Origin of the sequence: Escherichia sp. TW09308 (genome assembly GCF_000208565.1) — a bacterium.
Classification (GTDB): Bacteria; Pseudomonadota; Gammaproteobacteria; order Enterobacterales; family Enterobacteriaceae; genus Escherichia; species Escherichia marmotae.
In genome coordinates this window covers 1,272,404-1,294,975 of record NZ_AEME01000001.1, presented here as the reverse complement: position 1 = coordinate 1,294,975, position 22,572 = coordinate 1,272,404, and the positions used below count along the sequence as shown (strand labels likewise).

Annotated in this window: 23 protein-coding genes and 2 pseudogenes; 7 read left to right on the top strand and 18 right to left on the bottom strand. The window is 49.4% G+C overall.

The genetic code is table 11. The features are described from left to right. Positions 1–28: 28 nt before the first annotated feature. The 3 genes from hxpA to yfbV form a co-directional block, all read right to left on the bottom strand. Positions 29–679, bottom strand: coding sequence for a hexitol phosphatase HxpA (hxpA, locus tag ESM_RS0106280; protein WP_001203379.1), 651 nt, complete (start codon positions 677–679; stop codon positions 29–31). 10 nt (positions 680–689) lie between these two features. Then, positions 690–1,184 carry a YfbU family protein gene (locus ESM_RS0106275; protein WP_000426118.1) on the bottom strand — a complete coding sequence of 165 codons (495 nt, stop codon included), beginning with the start codon at positions 1,182–1,184 and terminating at the stop codon, positions 690–692. An 83-nt stretch (positions 1,185–1,267) separates the two neighbouring features. Next, positions 1,268–1,723 carry a terminus macrodomain insulation protein YfbV gene (gene yfbV / locus ESM_RS0106270; RefSeq protein ID WP_000106629.1) on the bottom strand — a complete coding sequence of 152 codons (456 nt, stop codon included), beginning with the start codon at positions 1,721–1,723 and terminating at the stop codon, positions 1,268–1,270. A gap of 336 nt (positions 1,724–2,059) precedes the next feature. On the opposite strand from yfbV, the gene ackA reads away from it, so the two are divergent. From ackA to yfcC, 3 genes and pseudogenes are all read left to right on the top strand, one after another. After that, complete coding sequence (ackA, locus tag ESM_RS0106260; protein ID WP_000095712.1) at positions 2,060–3,262, top strand: acetate kinase; 1,203 nt, start codon at positions 2,060–2,062, stop codon at positions 3,260–3,262. A gap of 74 nt (positions 3,263–3,336) precedes the next feature. Then, a complete protein-coding gene (gene pta, locus ESM_RS0106255) occupies positions 3,337–5,481 on the top strand; it encodes a phosphate acetyltransferase (RefSeq protein WP_000086737.1) in 2,145 nt (714 codons plus the stop codon). A 189-nt stretch (positions 5,482–5,670) separates the two neighbouring features. Continuing rightward, positions 5,671–7,190, top strand: a pseudogene (gene yfcC / locus ESM_RS01000000124200) (putative basic amino acid antiporter YfcC). 40 nt (positions 7,191–7,230) lie between these two features. Here the strand turns inward: yfcC and ESM_RS0106245 are convergent. The 5 genes from ESM_RS0106245 to ESM_RS0106225 form a co-directional block, all read right to left on the bottom strand. Continuing rightward, entirely contained in the window at positions 7,231–8,184 is a 954-nt protein-coding gene (locus ESM_RS0106245) for a transketolase family protein (protein ID WP_000593041.1), read from the bottom strand. Then, positions 8,177–9,007: a transketolase gene (locus ESM_RS0106240; RefSeq protein ID WP_001101102.1), complete on the bottom strand. Its 831-nt coding sequence runs from the start codon at positions 9,005–9,007 to the stop codon at positions 8,177–8,179. Before ESM_RS0106240 ends, ESM_RS0106245 begins: the two co-directional genes overlap by 8 nt. Then, a complete protein-coding gene (locus tag ESM_RS0106235; protein ID WP_000470233.1) occupies positions 9,004–10,392 on the bottom strand; it encodes a PTS ascorbate transporter subunit IIC in 1,389 nt (462 codons plus the stop codon). Before ESM_RS0106235 ends, ESM_RS0106240 begins: the two co-directional genes overlap by 4 nt. A 22-nt stretch (positions 10,393–10,414) precedes the next feature. Then, entirely contained in the window at positions 10,415–10,687 is a 273-nt protein-coding gene (locus ESM_RS0106230; RefSeq protein ID WP_000699821.1) for a PTS sugar transporter subunit IIB, read from the bottom strand. A gap of 79 nt (positions 10,688–10,766) precedes the next feature. Then, positions 10,767–11,210, bottom strand: a complete 444-nt coding sequence (locus ESM_RS0106225; protein ID WP_000935564.1) for a PTS sugar transporter subunit IIA — start codon at positions 11,208–11,210, stop codon at positions 10,767–10,769. A gap of 251 nt (positions 11,211–11,461) precedes the next feature. Between ESM_RS0106225 and ESM_RS0106220 the strand changes: the two genes are divergently transcribed. Next, the gene (locus ESM_RS0106220; protein WP_001516786.1) at positions 11,462–12,481 is read left to right on the top strand and encodes a LacI family DNA-binding transcriptional regulator; all 1,020 of its coding nucleotides are present in this window, start codon (positions 11,462–11,464) and stop codon (positions 12,479–12,481) included. Positions 12,482–12,487: 6 nt separating this feature from the next. On the opposite strand, the gene yfcD is transcribed toward ESM_RS0106220, so the two are convergent. From yfcD to yfcF, 3 genes are read right to left on the bottom strand one after another with little or no spacing between them, the layout of a single operon-like run. Then, a complete protein-coding gene (gene yfcD / locus ESM_RS0106215; RefSeq protein WP_000437936.1) occupies positions 12,488–13,036 on the bottom strand; it encodes an NUDIX hydrolase YfcD in 549 nt (182 codons plus the stop codon). Positions 13,037–13,094: 58 nt separating this feature from the next. Next, complete coding sequence (yfcE, locus tag ESM_RS0106210) at positions 13,095–13,646, bottom strand: phosphodiesterase (RefSeq protein ID WP_001516787.1); 552 nt, start codon at positions 13,644–13,646, stop codon at positions 13,095–13,097. 55 nt (positions 13,647–13,701) lie between these two features. Then, positions 13,702–14,346, bottom strand: coding sequence for a glutathione transferase (yfcF, locus tag ESM_RS0106205; protein ID WP_000042426.1), 645 nt, complete (start codon positions 14,344–14,346; stop codon positions 13,702–13,704). A 134-nt stretch (positions 14,347–14,480) separates the two neighbouring features. Here yfcF and yfcG point away from each other — a divergent pair, with 134 nt between their 5' ends. The 3 genes and pseudogenes from yfcG to ESM_RS0106190 all read left to right on the top strand — a co-directional run bounded on the left by yfcG (position 14,481) and on the right by ESM_RS0106190 (position 16,462). Beyond that, the gene (gene yfcG, locus ESM_RS0106200; RefSeq protein ID WP_000566507.1) at positions 14,481–15,128 is read left to right on the top strand and encodes a GSH-dependent disulfide bond oxidoreductase; all 648 of its coding nucleotides are present in this window, start codon (positions 14,481–14,483) and stop codon (positions 15,126–15,128) included. Positions 15,129–15,184: 56 nt separating this feature from the next. Continuing rightward, positions 15,185–15,548, top strand: a pseudogene (folX, locus tag ESM_RS01000000124195) (dihydroneopterin triphosphate 2'-epimerase). Positions 15,549–15,568: 20 nt separating this feature from the next. Then, complete coding sequence (locus ESM_RS0106190; protein ID WP_001028302.1) at positions 15,569–16,462, top strand: TIGR01777 family oxidoreductase; 894 nt, start codon at positions 15,569–15,571, stop codon at positions 16,460–16,462. Between the two features lie 47 nt (positions 16,463–16,509). Here ESM_RS0106190 and rpnB read toward each other — a convergent pair whose 3' ends face one another. The 7 genes from rpnB to ubiX form a co-directional block, all read right to left on the bottom strand. Further along, positions 16,510–17,400 carry a recombination-promoting nuclease RpnB gene (gene rpnB / locus ESM_RS0106185; RefSeq protein WP_000156158.1) on the bottom strand — a complete coding sequence of 297 codons (891 nt, stop codon included), beginning with the start codon at positions 17,398–17,400 and terminating at the stop codon, positions 16,510–16,512. Between the two features lie 196 nt (positions 17,401–17,596). Beyond that, the gene (hisP, locus tag ESM_RS0106180) at positions 17,597–18,370 is read right to left on the bottom strand and encodes a histidine ABC transporter ATP-binding protein HisP (RefSeq protein WP_001293593.1); all 774 of its coding nucleotides are present in this window, start codon (positions 18,368–18,370) and stop codon (positions 17,597–17,599) included. 7 nt (positions 18,371–18,377) lie between these two features. Then, positions 18,378–19,094, bottom strand: a complete 717-nt coding sequence (locus tag ESM_RS0106175) for an ABC transporter permease (protein WP_000569965.1) — start codon at positions 19,092–19,094, stop codon at positions 18,378–18,380. Next, positions 19,091–19,777 carry a histidine ABC transporter permease HisQ gene (gene hisQ, locus ESM_RS0106170; protein ID WP_000965518.1) on the bottom strand — a complete coding sequence of 229 codons (687 nt, stop codon included), beginning with the start codon at positions 19,775–19,777 and terminating at the stop codon, positions 19,091–19,093. Before hisQ ends, ESM_RS0106175 begins: the two co-directional genes overlap by 4 nt. Positions 19,778–19,867: 90 nt before the next feature. Continuing rightward, the gene (hisJ, locus tag ESM_RS0106165; RefSeq protein WP_000737621.1) at positions 19,868–20,650 is read right to left on the bottom strand and encodes a histidine ABC transporter substrate-binding protein HisJ; all 783 of its coding nucleotides are present in this window, start codon (positions 20,648–20,650) and stop codon (positions 19,868–19,870) included. 219 nt (positions 20,651–20,869) lie between these two features. After that, complete coding sequence (gene argT / locus ESM_RS0106160; protein ID WP_000748242.1) at positions 20,870–21,652, bottom strand: lysine/arginine/ornithine ABC transporter substrate-binding protein ArgT; 783 nt, start codon at positions 21,650–21,652, stop codon at positions 20,870–20,872. A gap of 269 nt (positions 21,653–21,921) precedes the next feature. Beyond that, on the bottom strand, positions 21,922–22,491 hold the full coding sequence (ubiX, locus tag ESM_RS0106155; RefSeq protein ID WP_000825693.1) for a flavin prenyltransferase UbiX: 570 nt from the start codon (positions 22,489–22,491) through the stop codon (positions 21,922–21,924). Between the last annotated feature and the right edge of the window lie 81 nt (positions 22,492–22,572).

Here is a 22,572-nt window from a genome sequence, read left to right as displayed (position 1 = left end):
GGACGGGGCTAAATCATGATCTGGCGTTTCACGCAATAATAACGTCACCATTTGGCTGTTTGGTCACGGTAATTTGCTCCAGACTATGAAGGACCAAATCTACCTCATTCAGACGCGGGGTGTCTGCCGGTGCATTAACAGCAATAACATGGCAACCTGCCGCCAGACCAGAAAGCAAGCCAGCGGGAGCATCTTCCACTACCACGCATTCCTGCGGCGCAAGCCCCAGCAGTTGCGCGCCTAACAGATACGCATCCGGCTCAGGTTTTCCACGCTTAACCCGTTCAGCGGTAACAAACACCTCCGGCGCAGGAAGTCCGGCCACTTTATGGCGCGCTCGCGCAACTGGCATAGAACCTGAAGTGACAATTGCCCACGGAATACCCGCTTTATTCAAATGATTGAGTAAAGCTATCGCCCCCGGGAGCGCGGTAATGCCTTCGGTTTCCGTGGCCTCGATTTGTTCCAGACGCGTAAACTCGGCGGCAATTTCTGCCTCGGTTTTCCCCGCCATAAAGTGACGCAGAGACGTTATTGCCTGTTTACCGTGAATAAAAGCAAGCACCTCTTCCGGCGTTAGCCCATGCCGTTTCGCCCAGTTGCTCCACGCCCGCTCTACCGCAGGCAGGGAGTCCACTAACGTACCATCAAGATCAAACAGAAAACCTTTGCACCGCACGCAGGCCTCCTCAGGCGTTAATGATTTGATTAATTTCGTTGGTACTCAAATGATACTGACGCGGGCAGGAATGCCAGACGTTCAACATGCGCTGATATTTCTCCCACATTGGTGTCTGGGCATTAAAGCCATGAGTTCCGGCGTCAAAATGCGTGTAACGCCCTTCGACATTAACCATAAAGCGTACATAACCGAGATAACGCGCTTCAGTAGCGGCGTCGAAGCCGAGGAAAGTGACACGGCGTTCATCGATAGCTTGCTGATCCTGCAAATTAGACCAGGAAACATGCAGCGCGTGATACATCTCCATAATGTCGATGATAGTGCGGCAGGTTTCTTCTTTCAGCTCGCCAAACTCGCGATCCAGCTCGCGCATCTGTAACCCATAGCCACGCTCAATGATTGTTTGCAAGCGACGGTAACGTTCAGCATTTGCCGGATCGAGCATAGTCATCATTTTGTACTGGTTAGACAAAATAAGACGTTGCGCGTTGGTCATTTCCATTGTTGACTCCTGTATCACTTTACTACGGTGAAAAAAAAGAAGGCCGATGTCTGCCTTCTTTTATATGCGTAATCAGGGATCAATTACAAATCATCAAGGAAAGTTTTATCCAGTTGTTTGAAGGCGCGCTTAAGCGTGTCAGCTAATGCCTGATAGTCAGGCTTGCCTTCTACCGGTGCTAACGCTTGCCCGGCTTCCTGCAATTTACCGCGAACTTCATAAAACCAACTCAGGATCGCTGGCGGTAATGGCGTAACGGAACGCTTGCCCAGCCACCACAATCCCTGCATCGGTAAACTCAGAGCGAACAATGCTGTAGCAACTGCCGGACCAAGCTGACCGCCCAGCGCAATCTGCCAGCAGAGAGTAAATACGGCGATCGGCGGCATAAAGCGGATCGCATAACGCGTCATCTTAATAACGCGATTTTCAACAAACACCGGGGCAAGGCGTTTTTCCAGCGGCCACGTCTTTGAGTAGTGCTGTCCCCGGCGGAACAAACTAAAAAAATTAACAGAACGATTATCCGGCGTTGACATGCTTCACCTCAACTTCACATATAAATATTCAAAAATTTGTGCAAATTCACAACTCAGCGGGACAACGTTCAAAACATTTTGTCTTCCATACCCACTATCAGGTATCCTTTAGCGGCCTGAAGGCCTAAGTAGTACATATTCATTGAGTCGTCAAATTCATATACATTATGCCATTGGCTGAAAATTACGCAAAATGGCATAGACTCAAGATATTTATTCCATCATGCAAAAAAATTTGCAGTGCATGATGTTAATCATAAATGTCAGCGTCATCATGCGCTACGCTCTATGGCTCCCTGACGTTTTTTTAGCCACGTATCAATTATAGGTACTTCCATGTCGAGTAAGTTAGTACTGGTTCTGAACTGCGGTAGTTCTTCACTGAAATTTGCAATCATCGATGCAGTAAATGGTGAAGAGTACCTTTCTGGTTTAGCCGAATGTTTTCACCTGCCCGAAGCACGCATCAAATGGAAAATGGACGGCAATAAACAAGAAGCGGCTCTAGGTGCAGGCGCCGCTCACAGCGAAGCGCTCAACTTTATCGTTAATACTATTCTGGCACAAAAACCAGAACTTTCTGCGCAACTGACTGCTATCGGTCACCGTATCGTACACGGCGGCGAGAAGTATACCAGCTCCGTAGTGATCGATGAGTCTGTTATTCAGGGTATCAAAGATGCAGCTTCTTTTGCACCGCTGCACAACCCGGCTCACCTGATTGGTATCGAAGAAGCACTGAAATCTTTCCCGCAACTGAAAGACAAAAACGTTGCTGTGTTCGACACCGCGTTCCACCAGACTATGCCGGAAGAGTCTTACCTCTACGCCCTGCCGTACAACCTGTACAAAGAGCACGGCATTCGTCGTTACGGCGCACACGGCACCAGCCACTTCTATGTAACCCAGGAAGCGGCGAAAATGCTGAACAAACCGGTAGAAGAGCTGAACATCATCACCTGCCACCTGGGCAACGGTGGTTCCGTTTCTGCTATCCGCAACGGCAAATGCGTTGACACCTCTATGGGTCTGACCCCGCTGGAAGGTCTGGTAATGGGTACTCGCTCTGGCGATATCGACCCGGCTATCATCTTCCACCTGCACGACACCCTCGGCATGAGCGTTGACGCAATCAACAAAATGCTGACCAAAGAGTCTGGCCTGCTAGGTCTGACCGAAGTAACCAGCGATTGCCGCTATGTTGAAGACAACTACGCGACGAAAGAAGACGCGAAGCGCGCAATGGACGTTTACTGCCATCGCCTGGCGAAGTACATCGGTGCATACACTGCGCTGATGGATGGTCGTCTGGACGCTGTTGTATTCACCGGTGGTATCGGTGAAAATGCCGCGATGGTTCGTGAACTGTCTCTGGGCAAACTGGGCGTGCTGGGCTTTGAGGTTGATCATGAACGCAACCTGGCTGCACGTTTCGGCAAATCTGGTTTCATCAACAAAGAAGGCACCCGCCCTGCTGTTGTGATCCCGACCAACGAAGAGCTGGTTATCGCGCAAGACGCCTGCCGCCTGACCGCCTGATTCCACACCGCCAGCCCTGCTGGCGGTGCTGTTTTGTAACCCGCCAAACTGGCGGTAACGAAAGAGGATAAACCGTGTCCCGTATTATTATGCTGATCCCTACCGGAACCAGCGTCGGTCTGACCAGCGTCAGTCTTGGCGTGATCCGTGCAATGGAACGCAAAGGCGTTCGTCTGAGCGTTTTTAAACCTATCGCTCAGCCGCGTACCGGTGGCGATGCGCCCGATCAGACAACGACTATCGTGCGTGCGAGTTCTTCCACCACGACAGCCGCTGAACCGCTGAAAATGAGTTACGTTGAAGGTCTGCTTTCCAGCAATAAGAAAGATGTGCTGATGGAAGAGATCGTCGCGAACTACCACGCCAACACCAAAGATGCCGAAGTGGTTCTGGTTGAAGGTCTGGTCCCGACACGTAAGCACCAGTTTGCCCAGTCTCTGAACTACGAAATCGCCAAAACGCTGAACGCGGAAATCGTCTTCGTTATGTCTCAGGGCACTGATACCCCGGAGCAGTTGAAAGAGCGTATCGAACTGACTCGCAACAGCTTCGGCGGTGCCAAAAACACCAATATCACTGGCGTTATCGTTAACAAACTGAATGCTCCGGTTGATGAGCAGGGTCGTACTCGCCCGGATCTGTCTGAGATTTTCGATGACTCTTCCAAAGCGAAAGTCAACAATGTTGATCCGGCGAAGCTGCAAGACTCCAGCCCGCTGCCGGTTCTCGGCGCTGTGCCGTGGAGCTTTGATCTGATCGCAACTCGTGCGATCGATATGGCACGCCACCTGAACGCCACCATCATCAACGAAGGCGACATCAACACTCGCCGCGTGAAATCTGTGACTTTCTGCGCACGCAGCATTCCGCACATGCTGGAGCACTTCCGTGCCGGCTCTCTGCTGGTGACTTCCGCAGACCGTCCTGACGTACTGGTTGCCGCTTGTCTGGCTGCAATGAACGGCGTAGAAATCGGTGCTCTGCTGCTGACTGGCGGCTATGAAATGGACGCGCGCATTTCTAAACTGTGCGAACGTGCTTTCGCTACCGGCCTGCCGGTATTCATGGTGAACACCAACACCTGGCAAACCTCTCTGAGTCTGCAAAGTTTCAACCTGGAAGTTCCGGTTGACGATCACGAGCGCATCGAGAAAGTTCAGGAATACGTTGCTAACTACATCAACGCTGACTGGATCGATTCCCTGACTGCAACTTCCGAACGCAGCCGTCGTCTGTCTCCGCCAGCGTTCCGTTATCAACTGACCGAACTGGCACGCAAAGCAGGCAAACGTATCGTTCTGCCGGAAGGCGACGAACCGCGTACCGTTAAAGCAGCCGCTATCTGTGCCGAACGTGGTATCGCAACGTGCGTACTGCTGGGTAACCCGGCAGAGATCAACCGCGTTGCAGCGTCTCAGGGCGTAGAACTGGGCGCAGGCATTGAAATCGTTGATCCAGAAGTGGTTCGCGAAAACTATGTTGCTCGTCTGGTCGAACTGCGTAAGAACAAAGGCATGACCGAAACTGTTGCACGCGAACAGTTGGAAGACAACGTGGTTCTCGGCACGCTGATGCTGGAACAGGATGAAGTTGATGGTCTGGTTTCCGGTGCTGTTCACACCACCGCAAACACCATCCGTCCGCCGCTGCAGTTGATCAAAACTGCACCGGGCAGCTCTCTGGTATCTTCCGTGTTCTTCATGCTGCTGCCGGAGCAGGTTTACGTTTACGGTGACTGCGCGATCAACCCGGATCCGACCGCAGAACAACTGGCTGAAATCGCAATTCAGTCTGCTGATTCCGCCGCTGCTTTCGGTATCGAACCGCGCGTGGCTATGCTCTCCTACTCCACCGGTACTTCTGGTGCAGGTAGTGACGTAGAGAAAGTTCGCGAAGCAACTCGTCTGGCTCAGGAAAAACGTCCTGACCTGATGATCGACGGTCCTCTGCAGTACGACGCTGCGGTAATGGCTGACGTTGCGAAATCTAAAGCGCCGAACTCTCCGGTTGCAGGTCGCGCTACCGTGTTCATCTTCCCGGATCTGAACACCGGTAACACCACTTACAAAGCGGTACAGCGTTCTGCCGACCTGATCTCCATCGGGCCGATGCTGCAGGGTATGCGCAAGCCGGTTAACGACCTGTCCCGTGGCGCACTGGTTGACGATATCGTCTATACCATCGCACTGACCGCGATTCAGTCTGCACAGCAGCAGTAATCTCGTCATTATCCGCAGCCATGCGCTGCGGATATCTGAACCGGAAATAGTCACTATTTCCGGTTTTTTATTCTCTTAATTTGCATTACTCCTTTCTGATTATCTTGCTTAACTGCGCTGCATCAATGAATTGCGCCATCTCACTTTGCATACTTACCACTTTGTCTTGTGCAAGGGAAAATTTGCGCTATGTCCGCAATAACTGAATCCAAACCAACCAGAAGATGGGCAATGCCCGATACGTTGGTGATTATCTTTTTTGTTGCTATTTTAACCAGTCTCGCCACCTGGGTTGTTCCGGTGGGAATGTTTGACAGTCAGGAAGTGCAATATCAGGTTGATGGTCAGACGAAGACTCGCAAAGTTGTAGATCCTCACTCATTTCGCATTCTGACCAACGAGGCAGGCGAACCCGAGTATCACCGAGTACAACTGTTCACGACGGGAGATGAACGCCCCGGTTTGATGAACTTCCCGTTTGAAGGGCTAACCTCTGGCTCGAAATATGGGACAGCCGTTGGCATCATCATGTTTATGCTGGTGATTGGCGGCGCGTTTGGTATCGTGATGCGCACAGGAACCATTGATAACGGGATTCTCGCGCTTATCCGCCACACTCGAGGGAATGAAATTCTTTTCATTCCGGCACTGTTTATTCTCTTTTCACTCGGCGGTGCGGTATTTGGCATGGGGGAAGAGGCCGTCGCCTTTGCCATCATCATTGCCCCACTAATGGTACGCCTGGGTTACGACAGTATTACCACCGTCCTGGTAACCTACATCGCAACGCAAATCGGTTTTGCCAGCTCGTGGATGAACCCGTTCTGCGTGGTTGTCGCCCAGGGGATTGCTGGCGTTCCTGTCCTTTCCGGCTCCGGGTTGCGCATTGTGGTGTGGGTTATCGCCACTCTGATTGGCCTCATCTTTACCATGGTGTACGCCTCACGGGTGAAAAAGATCCTTTGTTGTCACGCGTGCATGATTCCGATCGCTTCTTCCGCGAAAAACAAGCTGATGTTGAACAGCGGCCGTTCACTTTCGGTGACTGGCTGGTATTGATTGTCCTGACCGCCGTCATGATCTGGGTGATTTGGGGCGTGATCGTTAACGCCTGGTTTATTCCAGAGATTGCCAGCCAGTTCTTCACTATGGGTCTGGTGATTGGCATCATCGGCGTTGCCTTCCGCCTTAACGGTATGACCGTTAACACCATGGCCTCGTCATTTACCGAAGGGGCGAGAATGATGATTGCTCCTGCACTGCTGGTCGGTTTTGCCAAAGGGATTTTACTGCTGGTTGGCAATGGCGAAGCGGGTGATGCCAGCGTGCTGAATACTATTCTCAATAGCATTGCCAATGCCATTAGCGGCCTGGATAACGCGGTCGCGGCCTGGTTTATGCTGCTCTTCCAGGCGGTATTCAATTTCTTTGTGACATCCGGTTCTGGTCAGGCAGCGTTAACCATGCCGTTACTGGCACCGCTTGGCGATCTGGTTGGCGTTAACCGTCAGGTTACCGTGCTGGCGTTCCAGTTTGGCGATGGCTTCAGCCATATCATTTACCCGACCTCGGCTTCGTTAATGGCGACGCTCGGTGTTTGCCGGGTAGATTTCCGTAACTGGCTGAAAGTGGGTGCAACACTGCTTGGACTGCTGTTTATTATGTCCAGCGTCGTGGTGATAGGCGCTCAGTTAATGGGTTACCATTAAGTCAATAATCCCCTTGCCAGTCTCTGGCAAGGGGAACTGATTACAATAGCTCTCTGGCTGCCGCCACAATATCATGCGCGGTTAACCCGTACTCTCTCTGTAAAAAGTCCTGAGTTCCAACCTGACCATAACGCTCCTTCACGCCCACGCGACGCATTGGTATTGGGCAACTTTCGACTAATACCTCGGCAACGGCTGACCCTAGCCCATTGTGAATACTATGGTTTTCACAGGTCACAATACGCCCCGTTTTCTCGGCATAATTTTTAATCAACATTCGGTCAACAGGTTTAAGAGTAAACATATCAATTACTGCCGCACTTACACCGCTCTGTTCCAGTTGACGTGCGGCCTCCAGGGCTTCAGCCACCATAATGCCATTAGCAATCAGCGTGATGTCAGTACCTTCACGCAGTACATTGCCTTTACCAATAGAGAAGGTTGTCCCAGGAGAATAAATACTTGTCGCTTGCTTACGGATCGTACGAACCCAGTAAAACCCATCAAGCTCTACAAGCTGGCGTAAAATATCACTAAACATCACCGCATCGGTCATCTCCATCACCACCGAATGCGCCAGCCCACGCACAATTCCCATATCTTCAAATGACATATGTGTCCCGCCATTGTGGCAAGCGGTAACACCCGCATCAGAAGCAATCACTTTGACATTAGCACGCTGGTAATCAAGCGACATAAAGAGCTGATCAAAACAGCGACGACTGGCAAATGCGGTAAAGGTATGCACGAATGGCTTGCGCCCGGTTAAGGCCAGCCCTGCAGCGGTGCCGATAACATTAGCTTCCATAATGCCGCAATTAATGACGTACTGTGGATAATCCCGCGCCACGCTGTCCATTGCCATGGAACTCATTAAATCAGCCTCAAGGGCAATGACAGAATTACCGTTTTCAATCTGTTGCGCAATAAAGCCTGCATAAATTTTGCGCATCTCGATGCTGTCTTTTTGTCCTGCCGGTGCGAGCTTAATCATGCATGGCCTCCAGTTGGCGAATTGTTTCGTTTAGCATCTCCTTCATTTCTTCCGTGAGGCGTAAATGATGAGAATTACTGAGTTGCTCAAGACACGCTACCCCCTGCCCTTTGATACTATCGAGAATGACTACTCTCGGTCTGGCCTCGGCTGGTAGAACAGGTTTAACTACATTCAACAACCCCTCAATATCATCGCCCTTCACTGTCACGACATCAAAACCGAAAGCGCGGAATTTTCCTTCTAAATCAAATGGATTAATAATTTCATCCAGTTCGCCATCAAGCTGCTGTTTGTTCCAGTCCACAAACACAGTGAGATTATTCAAACGATGATGAGCAATAAACTGGAAGGCTTCCCAACATTGGCCTTCGTTAAGTTCACCATCGCCAACAATACAAAAAACCCGATTCTTGCGCCCCGCCAGTTTATGCGACAGCGCCATCCCTCCTGCAATGGATATCCCCTGCCCCAGCGATCCTGTAGTGGCATCAACACCACGCGTTTTTAGCCGATCCGGATGACTTGGTAAGCGAGTTCCGTTCTGATTTAAGGTGCTTAATTCTTCCAGTGGAAAATAACCTTTCAGCGCCAGAGTACTGTAGAGCGCAGGTCCGGCATGCCCTTTTGACAATACAAAATAGTCACGATCAGGCCAGTCGGGATCAGCAGGATCAATTTTCATCACCGCGCCATAAAGAACTGCCAGCGTTTCCACAACAGACATGCTGCCACCATAATGACCAAAGCCAAGATGAGTTAATGATTTAAGCGTCTGGATACGAATATCCCGTGCAAGTTGTGTCACTTCTTTAACATTCATGATTTGGCTCCGCTCTTCTCCTGCACTTTGGCAGCGAGTTTGTTATTGGCGAAAATGTTCCAGGCAACCAGCAGCACAAATAGCGCTACTACAAGTCCGGTTATGGCAAAAGGCGAGAGATAACGTGACAGGTTTCCGAGAACGATGCCGACAGCACCAAAATCCGCATCGGAAAAGGTCGTATTTGCAAAGCCTATCGCCCCCAGAACTGGCAATAACAGCACTGGCAGGAAGGTAATCAATAAACCATTCGCAAAAGCACCAATCATCGCGCCGCGACGCCCACCCGTAGCATTACCAAATACACCCGCAGTTGCTCCGGTGAAGAAGTGAGGAACGACACCAGGAAGAATCAGCACCAGTTTCATCTGTCCCAACAAAAATAGCCCCACCAAACCACCAAGAAAGCTAAATAAGAAGCCAACTAACACTGCATTTGGCGCATACGGATACACAACCGGACAATCGAGGGCGGGACGCGCATTCGGCACCAGCTTTTCTGAAAATCCGGTAAATGCCGGAACAATTTCAGCAAGGATTAAACGCACACCTTGCAGAATGATAAATACGCCTGCGGCGAAGGTGATGGCCATAATAATGGCGTAGACAAGGTAGTTTTGACCGCCACTAAACTGGCTTTCAACGTACTCGCGCCCCGCACTGATCGCCATGATCAGATAAATCACCATCATCGTAAGGGAAATAGAGATGGAGCTATCGCGCAGGAAGCTCAGATTTTTGGGCAAATTCATCTCTTCGGTGGAACGCGAACCTTTACCGCACATGCTGCCAATCCAGCCAGAGAGTACATACCCCAAAGTACCAAAGTGACCAAAAGCGATTTCATCATTCCCGGTAATACGCCTCATGTAACGTTGTGCTAATGCAGGGAAAAACGCCATCACTAATCCCAGAATAAGAGAACCGGTAAATACCAGTGATATACCTTCAAAACCAGCCACTGTCAGAATCACACCAATCATGCAGGCCATATAAAATGTGTGGTGTCCGGTCAGAAAAATATATTTCAGGCGGGTAAAGCGGGCAACAATAATATTCGCTACCATACCAAATGCCATAATAAGCGCCGTCGACGCGCCATATTTTTCCAACGCAATAGAAACAATAGCCTCATTATTCGGAATGATACCCTGAATATTAAAGGCATGTTCAAACATACTACCCAGCGGATTTAAAGAACCAACCAGAACAGTGGCACCACCGCCCAGAACAATAAATCCGAGAATGGTTTTAATTGTGCCTTTAACAACATCTGAAAATGCTTTTTTCTGAGCAACCAGACCGATTAAGGCAATCAAGCCGACCAGTACCGAGGGTACTTTGAGTATATCAACAACAAAATTCAGCGTTTCAAGGATAAACATATCCACCTCGCTTCAATTAAGGTTATTGTTTTGCGAACCAGTTACGCAGTTGCGTTTCAAGTTCATTAATATCAATGATGTTGTTGATAACCACCAACTGACTTTCCGGTACGCTGGCACTGGCGGCAATATCTTTAGCCATCACAAATAAATCGGCAGCCCCTGGCGTTGCTGATGAGAGATCGGAATGTTCCACTTCCGCTTCTATCTCCATTTTTTTCAGAACTTTTTTAATATTCATTTCGACCATAAAACTACTACCAAGCCCTGAGCCACAAATAGCCATAATTTTCATTATATTCACCATGTTAAGTTGTAGAAGTTCTCATCACGCAACGGCGTAATGTTGTGACAAGACTGAATTTTGAATGTGATTAGAATCGTGAAATTATCGTTTTTATTTCCTCCAGGTTGCGAGCCTGATGCAATTCCTGTAAATCCTTCTCACTGGAGAATAACTCAGCCAGTGCAGATATCATTTCGATATGGCTGTGTTTATCTGGTGCGGCAAGTAAAATGATGACATCTACAGGATCAAATTCCTCTGCATTAAAACTGACACCTTCTTCGAGTTTTAATAATGATAACCCCAATCCTTTTGCACCTTCTTCTGGTCGGGCATGGGGCATTGCCAGCCCAGGCGCCAGGACATAATAAGGCCCCAGTTTTTCATGTTGTGTTTTTATCGCACTGAGATAATCCGTCGTAATTATCTCCGCCTCCAGTAACGGTCTGGCACAAATATCTAATGCTTGCTGCCAGGTTGTGACATTCTTTCGTAATGCGATTGTTGAATCAGAAAGCCAGGTATTAAGCACTTGTCCTCCTCATTTTCCGTGTCAATGAGCAGACTTTAAGCAAGCAACGGCGGCATATCTGAGATCAATCTCACAAAGATAGCGCTATCAGTATGTATCATTCATATTTGTGATAGCGCTATCAAAACGGATTTCACTGATGAAATCCAAACTTCTACCAGAAATTAAGGGGTATACTCTGCTACCAACAGGAAGCCGTTGATGATAAGTAAAAAAAGATCTCCATATGTAGTCGCTGAGCAGGATTTTGTATGGCAATAACCCGAAAACGTCGTAGTACTGGTAAAGTCACTATCGCCGATGTCGCGCAACTCGCAGGAGTTGGCACAATGACTGTATCCAGAGCGTTACGCACTCCCGAACAAGTTTCCGATAAACTGCGGGAGAAGATTGAAGCCGCAGTTAATGAATTAGGGTACATGCCCAACCTCACTGCAAGCGCGCTGGCATCGGCATCTTCGCACACGATTGCAATGGTCGTACCAAACCTGGCTGAAGCAGGATGCACGGAAATGTTTGCCGGGCTGCAACATGTACTACAACCAGCGGGATATCAGATAATCCTGGCTGAGTCACGCCATCGTCTGGAGCAAGAAGAAAAACTGCTGGAAACTCTGCTGGCTTCTAATATCGCCGCAGCGATTTTGCTCAGTGTTGAGCATAATAATACCGTGCGTAACTGGCTCAAAAATGCCTCGATTCCCGTTATGGAAATCGGTGCCATTCGTACCGATCCGATTGATATGAACATTGGCATTGATAATGTCGCAGCAATGTTTGAACTGACGGATATGCTGGTACAACGTGGTTATCAGAATATCGGTTTGCTATGCGCCAACCAGGAACAGTGGATCTTTCAGCAGCATTTACAGGGATGGTATAAAGCTATGTTACGCCATCATATGTCTCCCAACCGTGTTATTAACGCTGCTCTGCCACCGGTTTTTTCCACCGGAGCATCACAATTACCGGAATTTTTACTCGCATGGCCGGAACTGGATGCCCTGGTATGTGTGTCAGATGAGTTGGCCTGCGGTGTTCTGTATGAATGTCAACGAAGACGCATCAAAGTACCAGACGATCTCGCCGTAGTGGGATTTGGTGACAGTGACGTTAGTAAAGTTTGCCAACCACCATTAACAACAATGGCCGTTCCTCACAGGAAAATTGGTCTGGAGGCAGGAAAGGCTTTGCTGGAACGAATTAGAGAAGGTAACTGGAGCGATCAGGTACTCATCGCTCCCAGTTTGTGTTTACGTGAAAGCTGCTGAAACTTATTAAGCCTCTTCTGGATCTTCTTTCGTTTCTACTTCATTCCTGGCATTGCGCTTCATCCACAATGCCAGGGCTTTCAGCGAGTCAGGTGTGAACTCATCGCAACGTGCGGTAATTTCTTCCGGCGTCAGCCAGCAAACCTCACTGACTTCATCTTCCTGGAGAGCGAAAGGACCGTGGGAGACACAACTGAATAACGCGCCCCAGACACGGCAATTTTTATCTTCGAAATAGAACTGCCCGTGCTCGGCAAAGGGGACTCCGGCAATGCCCAACTCTTCTTCCGCCTCGCGACGTGCGGATTCCAGCAGTTGTTCATCGGCCTGGACCACGCCACCTGCGGTCGCATCTAACATGCCGGGTAAAAAGTCTTTTGTCTCGGTACGACGCTGCACAAGAATTTTGCCCATACCATCATGCACAACGATGTAAGTTGCACGATGGCGCAGACACTGTGCCCGCATTTGTTCCCGGCTGGCTTGTGCAATGACTTCGTTCTCTTCATTGACAATATCCACCCATTCAGTACTTGCCAAACGACGCTGTTCCATTATCAGGAAACCTTCTTTTTCTGGCGCTCTTACGGCGCATTTTGAGTTGTGGGGTAAATTACGGATTAATCGCGACCTGCGCAATGATACTTTGATCATTGAGTGCGATTACGCTTAGTACGTCATCATCCAGCGTGCCATAACTCGCCGGATAGCCGCCTTTCGGAATGCTTACCGAACCGGGGTTAAAGTGGAAAATATCCCCCCGCTTTTCCGCTACTGGTAGATGGGTATGACCATACACCAGCACGTCGTTCTGGTTTAAAGCAGGCAGATTATCCGGGCCAAACAGATGGCCATGCGTCAAAAACAGACGTTGTTTTTCCAGTAACACCTGTTGCCACGGCGCGGTTATCGGGAAATGCAGTAGCATTTGGTCCACTTCGCTGTCGCAGTTGCCGCGCACGGCGATAATGTTATGCGCCATCTCATTCAGCCGTTCGGCTACTTTGGCTGGCGCATACCCTTCAGGCAGGGCGTTTCGCGGACCATGATTCAGCACGTCTCCGAGAATCACCAACCACTGGGCACCGCTTTGGGCAAATAAATCCAGAACACGTTCCGTCGCCGGTAACGACCCATGAATGTCCGATGCAAACATCAGTTTCATCACTCACTCCTCGTCGAAAAAACGTAAGCTATGATACTGGATTCTGTCGTTGCTATCAGCCAGATTGCTTTGCTGAAAGTGCAATAAAACGCTGAACTGAAGCCCGCTGCCACTGGAATGCCGCATAATCCACCAGACGTTCCGACACCTCATCACCATGTAGTACCAGACGATTAATCATTAACGCTAAATCAGTATCCGCAATACACCATTCGCCAAACAGATTCGGCTGACCATGCGCCAGTAAATGTTCTGCCATCGCGAACAGTTTCTCCGCGCTGGCTTTTCCCATTGCCGATAGTGGCGCTTTCTTCGCACCGGCAAAAACGACATCCGTAGAACGTTCTTCGCGGATGGGCATCAGATCGCTGCGTAGCCAGGCCTGAATCTGCCGTGCCCGCGCCCGGTGTTGTAAATCAAGCGGATAAATACGCTCCCAGGTCGGCGGCGCAAAACAGTCCTCCAGATATTCTGCAATGGCAGAGGATTCACTCAACTCAAAATCATCAATTTGTAACAACGGCACGCGCCGTGTCTGCCCATAACCTTGCCACGTCGGCTGCAAATGTTCACCGCTGTCGAGGTCGATGGTCTTCATATGAAAAGGCAGACCTTTTTCCTGCAACGCCACCCAGGCGGATAACACATAAGGGGAGAAAAAATGGGCATCTGACCAAAGCGTGATAGCGGGTTTACTCATTATGTCCTCAGCGATAAATGGGCTTGCTATCAAACTATAGAGCCTTTTTGTCACCGTTACGTGATGAAAACTCACACAAGTCGCCACGGTTTCTATACTTGAGATGTTCAGATTATTAGATAACCGGAGCTGCGATGATCGATCTCTATTTCGCCCCCACACCGAATGGTCACAAAATCACGTTGTTTCTCGAAGAGGCAAGGCTGGATTATCGCTTAATCAAAGTTGACCTCGGTAAAGGCAGTCAGTTTCGCCCGGAGTTTTTGCGCATTTCACCGAACAATAAAATTCCGGCAATTGTCGATCACTCCCCAATTGACGGCGGCAAACCATTAAGCATGTTTGAGTCGGGGGCTATTTTGTTGTATCTGGCAGAGAAAACAGGACTCTTTTTGAGCCATGAACCGCGTGAACGCGCCGCCACATTACAGTGGTTATTCTGGCAGGTTGGCGGCCTGGGGCCGATGCTCGGGCAAAATCATCATTTTAACCACGCTGCACCACAAAGCATTCCTTACGCAATTGAACGTTATCAGGTTGAAACCCAACGTCTCTATCACGTACTGAATAAGCGGTTGGAAAACTCCCCCTGGTTGGGCGGAGAAAACTACAGCATTGCAGATATTGCCTGCTGGCCGTGGGTCAATGCCTGGGCTCGCCAGCGCATTGACCTCGCGATGTATCCGGCAGTAAAAAACTGGTATGAGCGAATCCGTTCGCGTCCTGCTACCGGGCAGGCGCTGCTAAAAGCGCAAGTAAATGATGAGATTTCGAATAGTTAACAGAACCGGGTTCTCGTGTATTATTTAATCCTAAATAAAACAACGGAGAACCTGCAATGGCACAACCTGCCGCTATTATTCGTATAAAGAACCTTCGTTTACGTACGTTTATCGGAATTAAAGACGAAGAGATTAACAACCGTCAGGATATTGTTATCAACGTTACGATCCACTACCCCGCCCGATAAAGCGCGCACCAGCGAAGATATTAACGACGCGCTGAATTATCGCACCATTACTAAAAACATCATTCAGCATGTAGAGAATAACCGTTTCTCTTTGCTGGAAAAATTAACTCAGGATGTGCTCGATATCGCACGTGAACATCACTGGGTGACGTATGCTGAAGTGGAGATCGATAAACTTCACGCGCTGCGCTACGCCGATTCGGTATCAATGACCTTGAGCTGGCAGCGTTAACCGCCATATCGGGAGGCTGCATGAATATAGTGATCACCGGAGGGACGGGATTAATTGGTCGTCATTTAATCCCTCGTTTGCTGGATTTGGGGCATCTGGTCACGGTGGTGACGCGTACTCCGCAGAAAGCCAGCTCCGTCCTCGGCCCTCAGGTGACACTATGGCAAGGGCTTGCCGATCAACGCAATCTCAACGGCGTGGATGTGGTGGTCAACCTGGCTGGTGAACCCATTGCTGATAAACGCTGGACTCACGAGCAAAAAGATCTCCTCTGTCAAAGTCGCTGGAATATCACGCAAAAACTGGTGGATTTGATTAACGCCAGTGACTCGCCGCCGTCAGTGCTTATTTCAGGCTCGGCGGCGGGATATTATGGCGATTTAGGTGAAGTGGTGGTCACCGAAGAAGAACCGCCGCATAACGAATTTACCCATAAACTCTGTGCCCGCTGGGAAGAAATAGCTTGTCGGGCACAAAGTGACAAAACACGAGTATGCCTGCTACGAACCGGTGTGGTGCTGGCACCAGATGGCGGTATCCTCAGCAAAATGCTGCCACCGTTTCGCCTTGGTCTGGGAGGTCCGATTGGCTCCGGTCGGCAGTATCTGCCCTGGATTCATATTGATGATATGGTTAACGGTATTCTCTGGCTGCTGGATAACGATCTGCGGGGACCATTTAATATGGTTTCGCCATATCCGGTACACAATGAACAATTTGCCCACGCGCTAGGCCATGCACTGCATCGCCCGGCGATTATGCGCGTCCCTGCCGCAGCCATTCGCTTGCTGATGGGGGAATCATCGGTTCTGGTATTGGGCGGACAACGTGCGCTGCCAAAAAGGCTGGAAGAAGCGGGGTTCGCTTTTCGCTGGTACGATTTAGACGAAGCGCTGGCGGATGTTGTTCGCTGATACGCTTTGCCGCGAACATCCGCCAGGTAGCCTCGGGGTTTACTGGATCAGTGACTTTGCGCCAGAAGCTCATCTGGCGAAAGTCGGGTTACCATCAGAACTAACTCTCTGTCTAAACCTCTCTCCAGCATCTCCTGAGCAATACGCAGAGCTTCTTCATGTTTGCCCTGCATTGCGCCCTCTTCACGTAATCTGTCAGCAATAGTCATCAGTTTCTCCTTTTCTTGCGGTGCTCGTTCCGCTATCTCACCTATAAATGTACGGAACCGCTGGGCATCCCCCGTTTGTAAAACGTAATTAAACAGTGCTTGTAGCTGCCTGTCATTAGTGTTCCCTGTAACTAAAAGAGAAACTATTTGCTCCACTAACCCCAATAAGTCGCGCTGGCGAATATGTTTCTGAATTAACTCCAGCAATGCCATTTTACGGTGTTGCATAATCTCGTCATCCGGCACTACAGTAATATCTACCAACGGAAAAGCCGATGAGTAAATTTTGCGGGCAATCGCAGGTTCTGCAAATTCATCAAGCCAGCAGAGAGAATAAGGATAAGGACTTCTGCAACCATGATAAAACAGCATTGGGATCACCAAAGGAAGTTCTTTATAGCCCGCATCCAGATGGTTTTGCATCGCCGCGATGGAATAACGCATCATGCGAAAAGCCATTAATTCTTCCGCCTTACTTTGGTGTTCAATGACGACATAAATATACCCCATCCCCTCCTGTGTTTTCACTGACCACAAGACGTCGGAGTAATATTGTCGCAGGTTTTCATCAATAAAACTGTTTGGTTCCAGTTTTAACGTTGTTAAATCACACAGATTGCGCAGCGGTGCTGGAAGATGAATATCAATAAAATCTCGTGCTGTATCTGGATGGCGTAAAAAGGATTTAAATACCGCATCATGCGGCGTGGAAGTGGTCGATATTGTCATGGCGTTCCGTCACCCATCAAATTTAAGAGGACGAGACAATAACTACCCTTTATAACCAATGCAGTAGGCAGTTTTTATATTTGGACAACGAATTCAGAAGTATTTTAAGTAGGCTGAAATATATACATTTCAATGGAAGCTAACTCGCAAATTAGCCTTGAAAATACTCTGGCGGCATTAGCCGCCGGAGAGGCAATTATTTCAGTGATCCTTTAAGGAACTGTTGCAGACGCGGGCTTTGCGGGTTGCCAAATAACTGTTCCGGCGTCCCCTCTTCTTCTATTTTCCCCTGATGGAGAAAAATGACGTGGGTAGAGACATGGCGAGCAAAGCCCATTTCATGAGTCACCACCACCATGGTTTTCCCCTCTTCCGCCAGTTGCTGCATAATGCGCAGAACTTCGCCTACCAGCTCTGGATCGAGCGCTGAGGTAGGTTCATCAAACAGCAAAACTTCCGGTTCCATTGCCAGCGCCCGTGCAATGGAAACACGCTGTTGCTGACCACCGGAAAGATGCACCGGGTATTTCCCCTGCGCACGTTCGTCTATGCCAACTTTCGCCAGATATTTCACTGCCCGCTCGCGTGCTTCCTGCTTGCTCAGCCCCAACACCTGAATCGGCGCTTCCATGACGTTTTCCAGCACCGTCATATGGCTCCAGAGATTGAAGTGCTGAAACACCATCGTCAGGCGCGTGCGCAGTAAACGTAGCTGATTTTTATCGGCAACTTTGAGTTGGCCGTCTTTATCGCGCACCAGATTGATGTTCTGCCCGTTAACCACGATCGCGCCTTCGCTCGGTTTTTCGAGGAAGTTAATACAGCGCAGAAAGGTACTTTTCCCCGATCCCGACGATCCGATGATACTGATCACATCCCCGGCGTTCGCTTGCAGTGAAACGCCTTTCAGCACTTCGTGTTCGCCGTAGCGTTTGTGCAAATCGATAACGTTTAATTTATTCTCGGACATCGTATTCTCAGTGCGTTGAAGAAGGTTTCACATGCTGCAACCAGCGTTTTTCCGCTTTGCGAAAGAGACTGATCAGGACATAAGAGATGATTAAATAGAGCACCGCGGCAATGCCAAAGGCAGTAAAAGGTTGATACGTGGCGGCGTTGATATCGCGGGCAATTTTCAGCAGATCCGGCACCGTGGCAGTAAACGCCAGCGCAGTAGAGTGCAGCATCAGAATCACTTCGTTGCTGTAGGCCGGTAATGCAATACGCAGTGCCGACGGCAAAATAATGCAGCGATACATTTTAAAGGTTGAGAAACCATAGGCTCTGGCAGCTTCAATTTCCCCATGCGGCACCGACCGGATCGCCCCGGCAAAAATCTCAGTGGTGTAAGCACAGGTGTTGAGCGTCAATGCCAGCACGGTACAGTTCAGGCCACTGCGGAAAAAGGCGTTAAGGAACTCGGTGCCTTTAACAATCTCCAGCGTGTACATGCCGGAATAGAACACCAGCAACTGAACATACAGCGGCGTACCGCGAAAAATATAAGTAAATAACCAGATGGGAAACTGAATGTATTTATTACTTGAGACGCGCCCAATCGCCAGAAACAGCGCCAGAATCCCCCCCATCACCACCGACAGAATCAGCAACCAGAGAGTGATCGCCACACCGGTAAAGCGATAACCGTCAGTCCACAGCAGCGGTTTCCAGTATTCATGTAAGATTTCGATCACAGGTCAGCCCTCTTCACACCCACGGAGTAGCGGCGCTCAAGGAACAGCAGCACACCATTGGAAACGGTGGTAAAAACCAGATAAATCACGCCACAGACGATGGCGAAATAGAATGGTTCCCAGGTACTTTTGCCTGCCAGTTGAGTGGCTTTCACCACATCTTCCAGTCCGAGTAACGAAACGAGAGCCGTTGATTTAAGAATGACCTGCCAGTTGTTGCCAATCCCCGGTAGGGCGTAACGCATCATCGCCGGGAACATAATCCTCCGAAACACTTGCCCACGGGTAAAGCCGAATGCTGTTGCCGCCTCAATATGCCCTTTCGGCACCGCCATAAACGCGCCGCGGAACGTTTCGGTGAAGTAAGCGCCGTAGATAAACCCCAGGGTTATAATACCGGCGACCATCGGGTCGATATCAATCTGTCCGACGCCCATCGCCTCCGTCACCGTGTTTAGCGCGATCTGCAAACCGTAGAATATCAGCAGCATTAACACTAAATCCGGCACACCGCGTATCAGCGTGGTATAGCCTTCGAAAATCAGTCCCGATAACCGATTTTGCGAAAGCTTACCGCCAGCGCCAATAAGACCGATAATTACAGCGAGCACTACAGAGCTGATAGCCAGCTCCAGCGTGACGAGCGCCCCCTGTAAAATTACACCTGAAAACCCATACAACATGCTGCCTGTCCTGTTGTGTGTGGTGAATTTACCGCCTCTTATCTCCCTCCGGTGCCTCGAAGGGAGCGGGCTTTCTTTCACCGATGGCGATTAGCCACCATAAACATCAAAATCGAAGTACTTTTTCGCTAATTTCTCGTAAGTACCGTCAGCGCGCATTTCAGCAAAGGCTTTGTTCAGTGCCTCGCGCAGTTCGTTATCTTCTTTACGCAGCCCCATGCCGGTGCCTACGCCAAACAGTTTTTCATCTTTAACAGACGGACCACCGAATTTGTAATCTTTACCGACTGGCTGTTTGAGGAAACCTTCACTGGCGGCAACTTCATCCTGGAACGCGGCATCAATACGTCCGGCAGTCAGGTCTGAGTAAATATTGTCCTGCCCCTGATAAGAGACGATTTCAATGCCTTTGGGAGCCCAGTGTTCGTTACCAAATGTCTCCTGGGTGGTGCCCTGCAATACCCCTACCCGCTTGCCTTTCAGCGATTCTACTGTCGGCTGGATGTCAGAATTTTTCGCCACCACCAGACGAGAATCGGCAGCATACAGTTTGTCGGTGAAGGCAATTTCCTGCTGACGTTTTTCCGTGATGGAAAGTGATGACATGATGGCGTCAATCTTCTTCGCTTTTAATGACGGAATTAACGCATCCAGCGGATTCTCAACAAAGGTACATTGCGTATTGATGCGTTTGCACAACTCCTTCGCCAGATCAATATCAAAGCCAACCAGTTCGCCTTGTGAATTTTTTGATTCAAATGGTGCATAGGTTGGATCGGTGCCGATACGGATATTTTGCGGAATAGCAGCAAACGCAGCGGTTGCGCTGGAGAAGGCCAGAACCAGAGAGAGCGATAGCACCAGTTTTTTCATAATGTCCTCAACTGACAGTCTTTTTATAGGGAATATTTACAGGTTTGTTACAGTTATCGTGCCATAAAATTGACCAACAAGGCAAAATATCCAGGCCAGTTAGTCGTATTATTTTTCATTAAAATTGCTTAAGTATGCATTTTAATGCACCACGATAGTGCAACAAACCTGGAATGCACCATGATGATTCCCCATCAGGCGCTACTTCCCTGCGACGTATCAGCCACCATAGACATTAAAGTCGAAATACTTTTTCGCCATCTTGTCGTAAGTGCCATCCTGACGCAGTTCGCCAAGCGCCTTATCAAAGGCGGCTTTCAGTTCGGCATCATCTTTACGTAGCCCTACACCTGTACCATCACCGAAGTATTTTTTGTCTTTCACTGATGAACCAGCAAAGGCGAACTCTTTACCGGCGGGTTGCTTGAGGAAACCTTCGCTGGCAGCGACTTCATCCTGCAGAGCGGCATCCAGACGACCTGCATCCAGATCGGAATAGACCAAATCCTGGTTAGCATAGGCCACCACATCGACGCCTTTACTGCGCCAGTTGTCATTGGCGTACGCTTCCTGGGTGGAGCCTTGCAGCACACCGACATGTTTACCTTTCAGCGAATCCAGCGTTGGTTGGATCGGTGAACCTTTAGCTGCAATCAAACGAGAATCCGCGGCATACAGCTTGTCGGAGAAGGCAATCTCCTGCTGACGTTTATCAGTAATAGAGAGCGATGAAATAATGGCATCGATTTTTTTCGCTTTCAGTGACGGGATCAGCGCATCAAAGTCACTGGCAACCCAGGTACATTTAACCTGCATGCGTTTGCACATCTCGTTACCCAGATCGATATCAAAGCCAACAAAGTCACCTTTGGCATCTTTCGATGAGAACGGCGCATAGGTGGTATCCGTTCCGATACGTACCGTCTCCGGCAGTGCCGCAGAGCTGGAAGCTGCTGCGGACAGACCGACTAACAAAGACAGAGCAAGAATCGACTTCTTCATACATAACCCTCAAGTGAAATGGCTTTTTTATGTTGTGTATTGTGTTGTGTTGTGTGTTTGCAGGCTCGTTCATGCAGGTCTTATGCCATCTTGACAACAGCTCAAACATCCAACGTTAAATATGTTAATAAGACGTTGCATTATTGTCCTAAAGTTGAAGATAGCAGGTATGCCGGTTGAATCGCAGCGTTTCGATTCAATGGCAGGAACAAAATGTCGAGGATTTGATCACGGTTGCAAAATTGCCCCGAAACAGGGCAACAGCAAAGTTATGCGCCCTGCCAGCGGGCAAAGAGATCTTCGGGAAGGGTTATCGTAAACTGATCAAGTACACGGTTAACCGTTTGATTTATCACATCATCAAGCGATTGCGGACGATGATAAAACGCCGGAACGGGAGGCATAATTACCGCACCAATTTCCGCAGCCTGAGTCATTAAACGCAAGTGTCCTAAGTGCAGCGGCGTTTCACGCACGCAGAGCACCAGTGGGCGACGCTCTTTCAGTACCACATCTGCTGCTCGGGTCAGTAAACCATCGGTATAGCTATGGACAATGCCGGAAAGGGTTTTGATTGAACAGGGTAAAATCACCATCCCCAACGTCTGGAAAGACCCGGAAGAGATGCTGGCGGCAATATCGCGCGCATCATGGGTGACATCGGCTAATGCCTGAACTTCGCGCAGGGAAAAATCCGTTTCGAGGGATAAAGTCTGGCGCGCTGCCTGGCTCATCACCAGATGCGTTTCAACATCTGCGACATCACGCAGAACCTGTAATAAACGTACGCCATAAATCGCGCCGCTGGCACCGCTGATGCCTACAATGAGTCGTTTCATAGATAATTGCCCTGTCAGACTTGCAGGCAGACTTTGCAGGATTTCGGCGGGAGTTGCAAGTCAGGGTGCCAGACCGGCACC

What these genes read in the sequence shown, in the direction of transcription:
- ESM_RS0106240 (WP_001101102.1), bottom strand. Translation starts at nt 9,007, where the DNA reads ATGAATGTTAAAGAAGTGACACAACTTGCACGGGATATTCGTATCCAG.
- ESM_RS0106220 (WP_001516786.1), top strand. Translation starts at nt 11,462, where the DNA reads ATGGCAATAACCCGAAAACGTCGTAGTACTGGTAAAGTCACTATCGCC.
- ESM_RS0106275 (WP_000426118.1), bottom strand. Translation starts at nt 1,184, where the DNA reads ATGGAAATGACCAACGCGCAACGTCTTATTTTGTCTAACCAGTACAAA.
- argT (WP_000748242.1), bottom strand. Translation starts at nt 21,652, where the DNA reads ATGAAGAAGTCGATTCTTGCTCTGTCTTTGTTAGTCGGTCTGTCCGCA.
- ESM_RS0106230 (WP_000699821.1), bottom strand. Translation starts at nt 10,687, where the DNA reads ATGAAAATTATGGCTATTTGTGGCTCAGGGCTTGGTAGTAGTTTTATG.
- ESM_RS0106245 (WP_000593041.1), bottom strand. Translation starts at nt 8,184, where the DNA reads ATGATTAAGCTCGCACCGGCAGGACAAAAAGACAGCATCGAGATGCGC.
- hisQ (WP_000965518.1), bottom strand. Translation starts at nt 19,777, where the DNA reads ATGTTGTATGGGTTTTCAGGTGTAATTTTACAGGGGGCGCTCGTCACG.
- ESM_RS0106235 (WP_000470233.1), bottom strand. Translation starts at nt 10,392, where the DNA reads ATGTTTATCCTTGAAACGCTGAATTTTGTTGTTGATATACTCAAAGTA.
- ubiX (WP_000825693.1), bottom strand. Translation starts at nt 22,491, where the DNA reads ATGAAACGACTCATTGTAGGCATCAGCGGTGCCAGCGGCGCGATTTAT.
- yfcF (WP_000042426.1), bottom strand. Translation starts at nt 14,346, where the DNA reads ATGAGTAAACCCGCTATCACGCTTTGGTCAGATGCCCATTTTTTCTCC.
- yfcE (WP_001516787.1), bottom strand. Translation starts at nt 13,646, where the DNA reads ATGAAACTGATGTTTGCATCGGACATTCATGGGTCGTTACCGGCGACG.
- ackA (WP_000095712.1), top strand. Translation starts at nt 2,060, where the DNA reads ATGTCGAGTAAGTTAGTACTGGTTCTGAACTGCGGTAGTTCTTCACTG.
- rpnB (WP_000156158.1), bottom strand. Translation starts at nt 17,400, where the DNA reads ATGACAATATCGACCACTTCCACGCCGCATGATGCGGTATTTAAATCC.
- ESM_RS0106190 (WP_001028302.1), top strand. Translation starts at nt 15,569, where the DNA reads ATGAATATAGTGATCACCGGAGGGACGGGATTAATTGGTCGTCATTTA.
- yfcG (WP_000566507.1), top strand. Translation starts at nt 14,481, where the DNA reads ATGATCGATCTCTATTTCGCCCCCACACCGAATGGTCACAAAATCACG.
- yfbV (WP_000106629.1), bottom strand. Translation starts at nt 1,723, where the DNA reads ATGTCAACGCCGGATAATCGTTCTGTTAATTTTTTTAGTTTGTTCCGC.
- yfcD (WP_000437936.1), bottom strand. Translation starts at nt 13,036, where the DNA reads ATGGAACAGCGTCGTTTGGCAAGTACTGAATGGGTGGATATTGTCAAT.
- hisJ (WP_000737621.1), bottom strand. Translation starts at nt 20,650, where the DNA reads ATGAAAAAACTGGTGCTATCGCTCTCTCTGGTTCTGGCCTTCTCCAGC.
- hisP (WP_001293593.1), bottom strand. Translation starts at nt 18,370, where the DNA reads ATGTCCGAGAATAAATTAAACGTTATCGATTTGCACAAACGCTACGGC.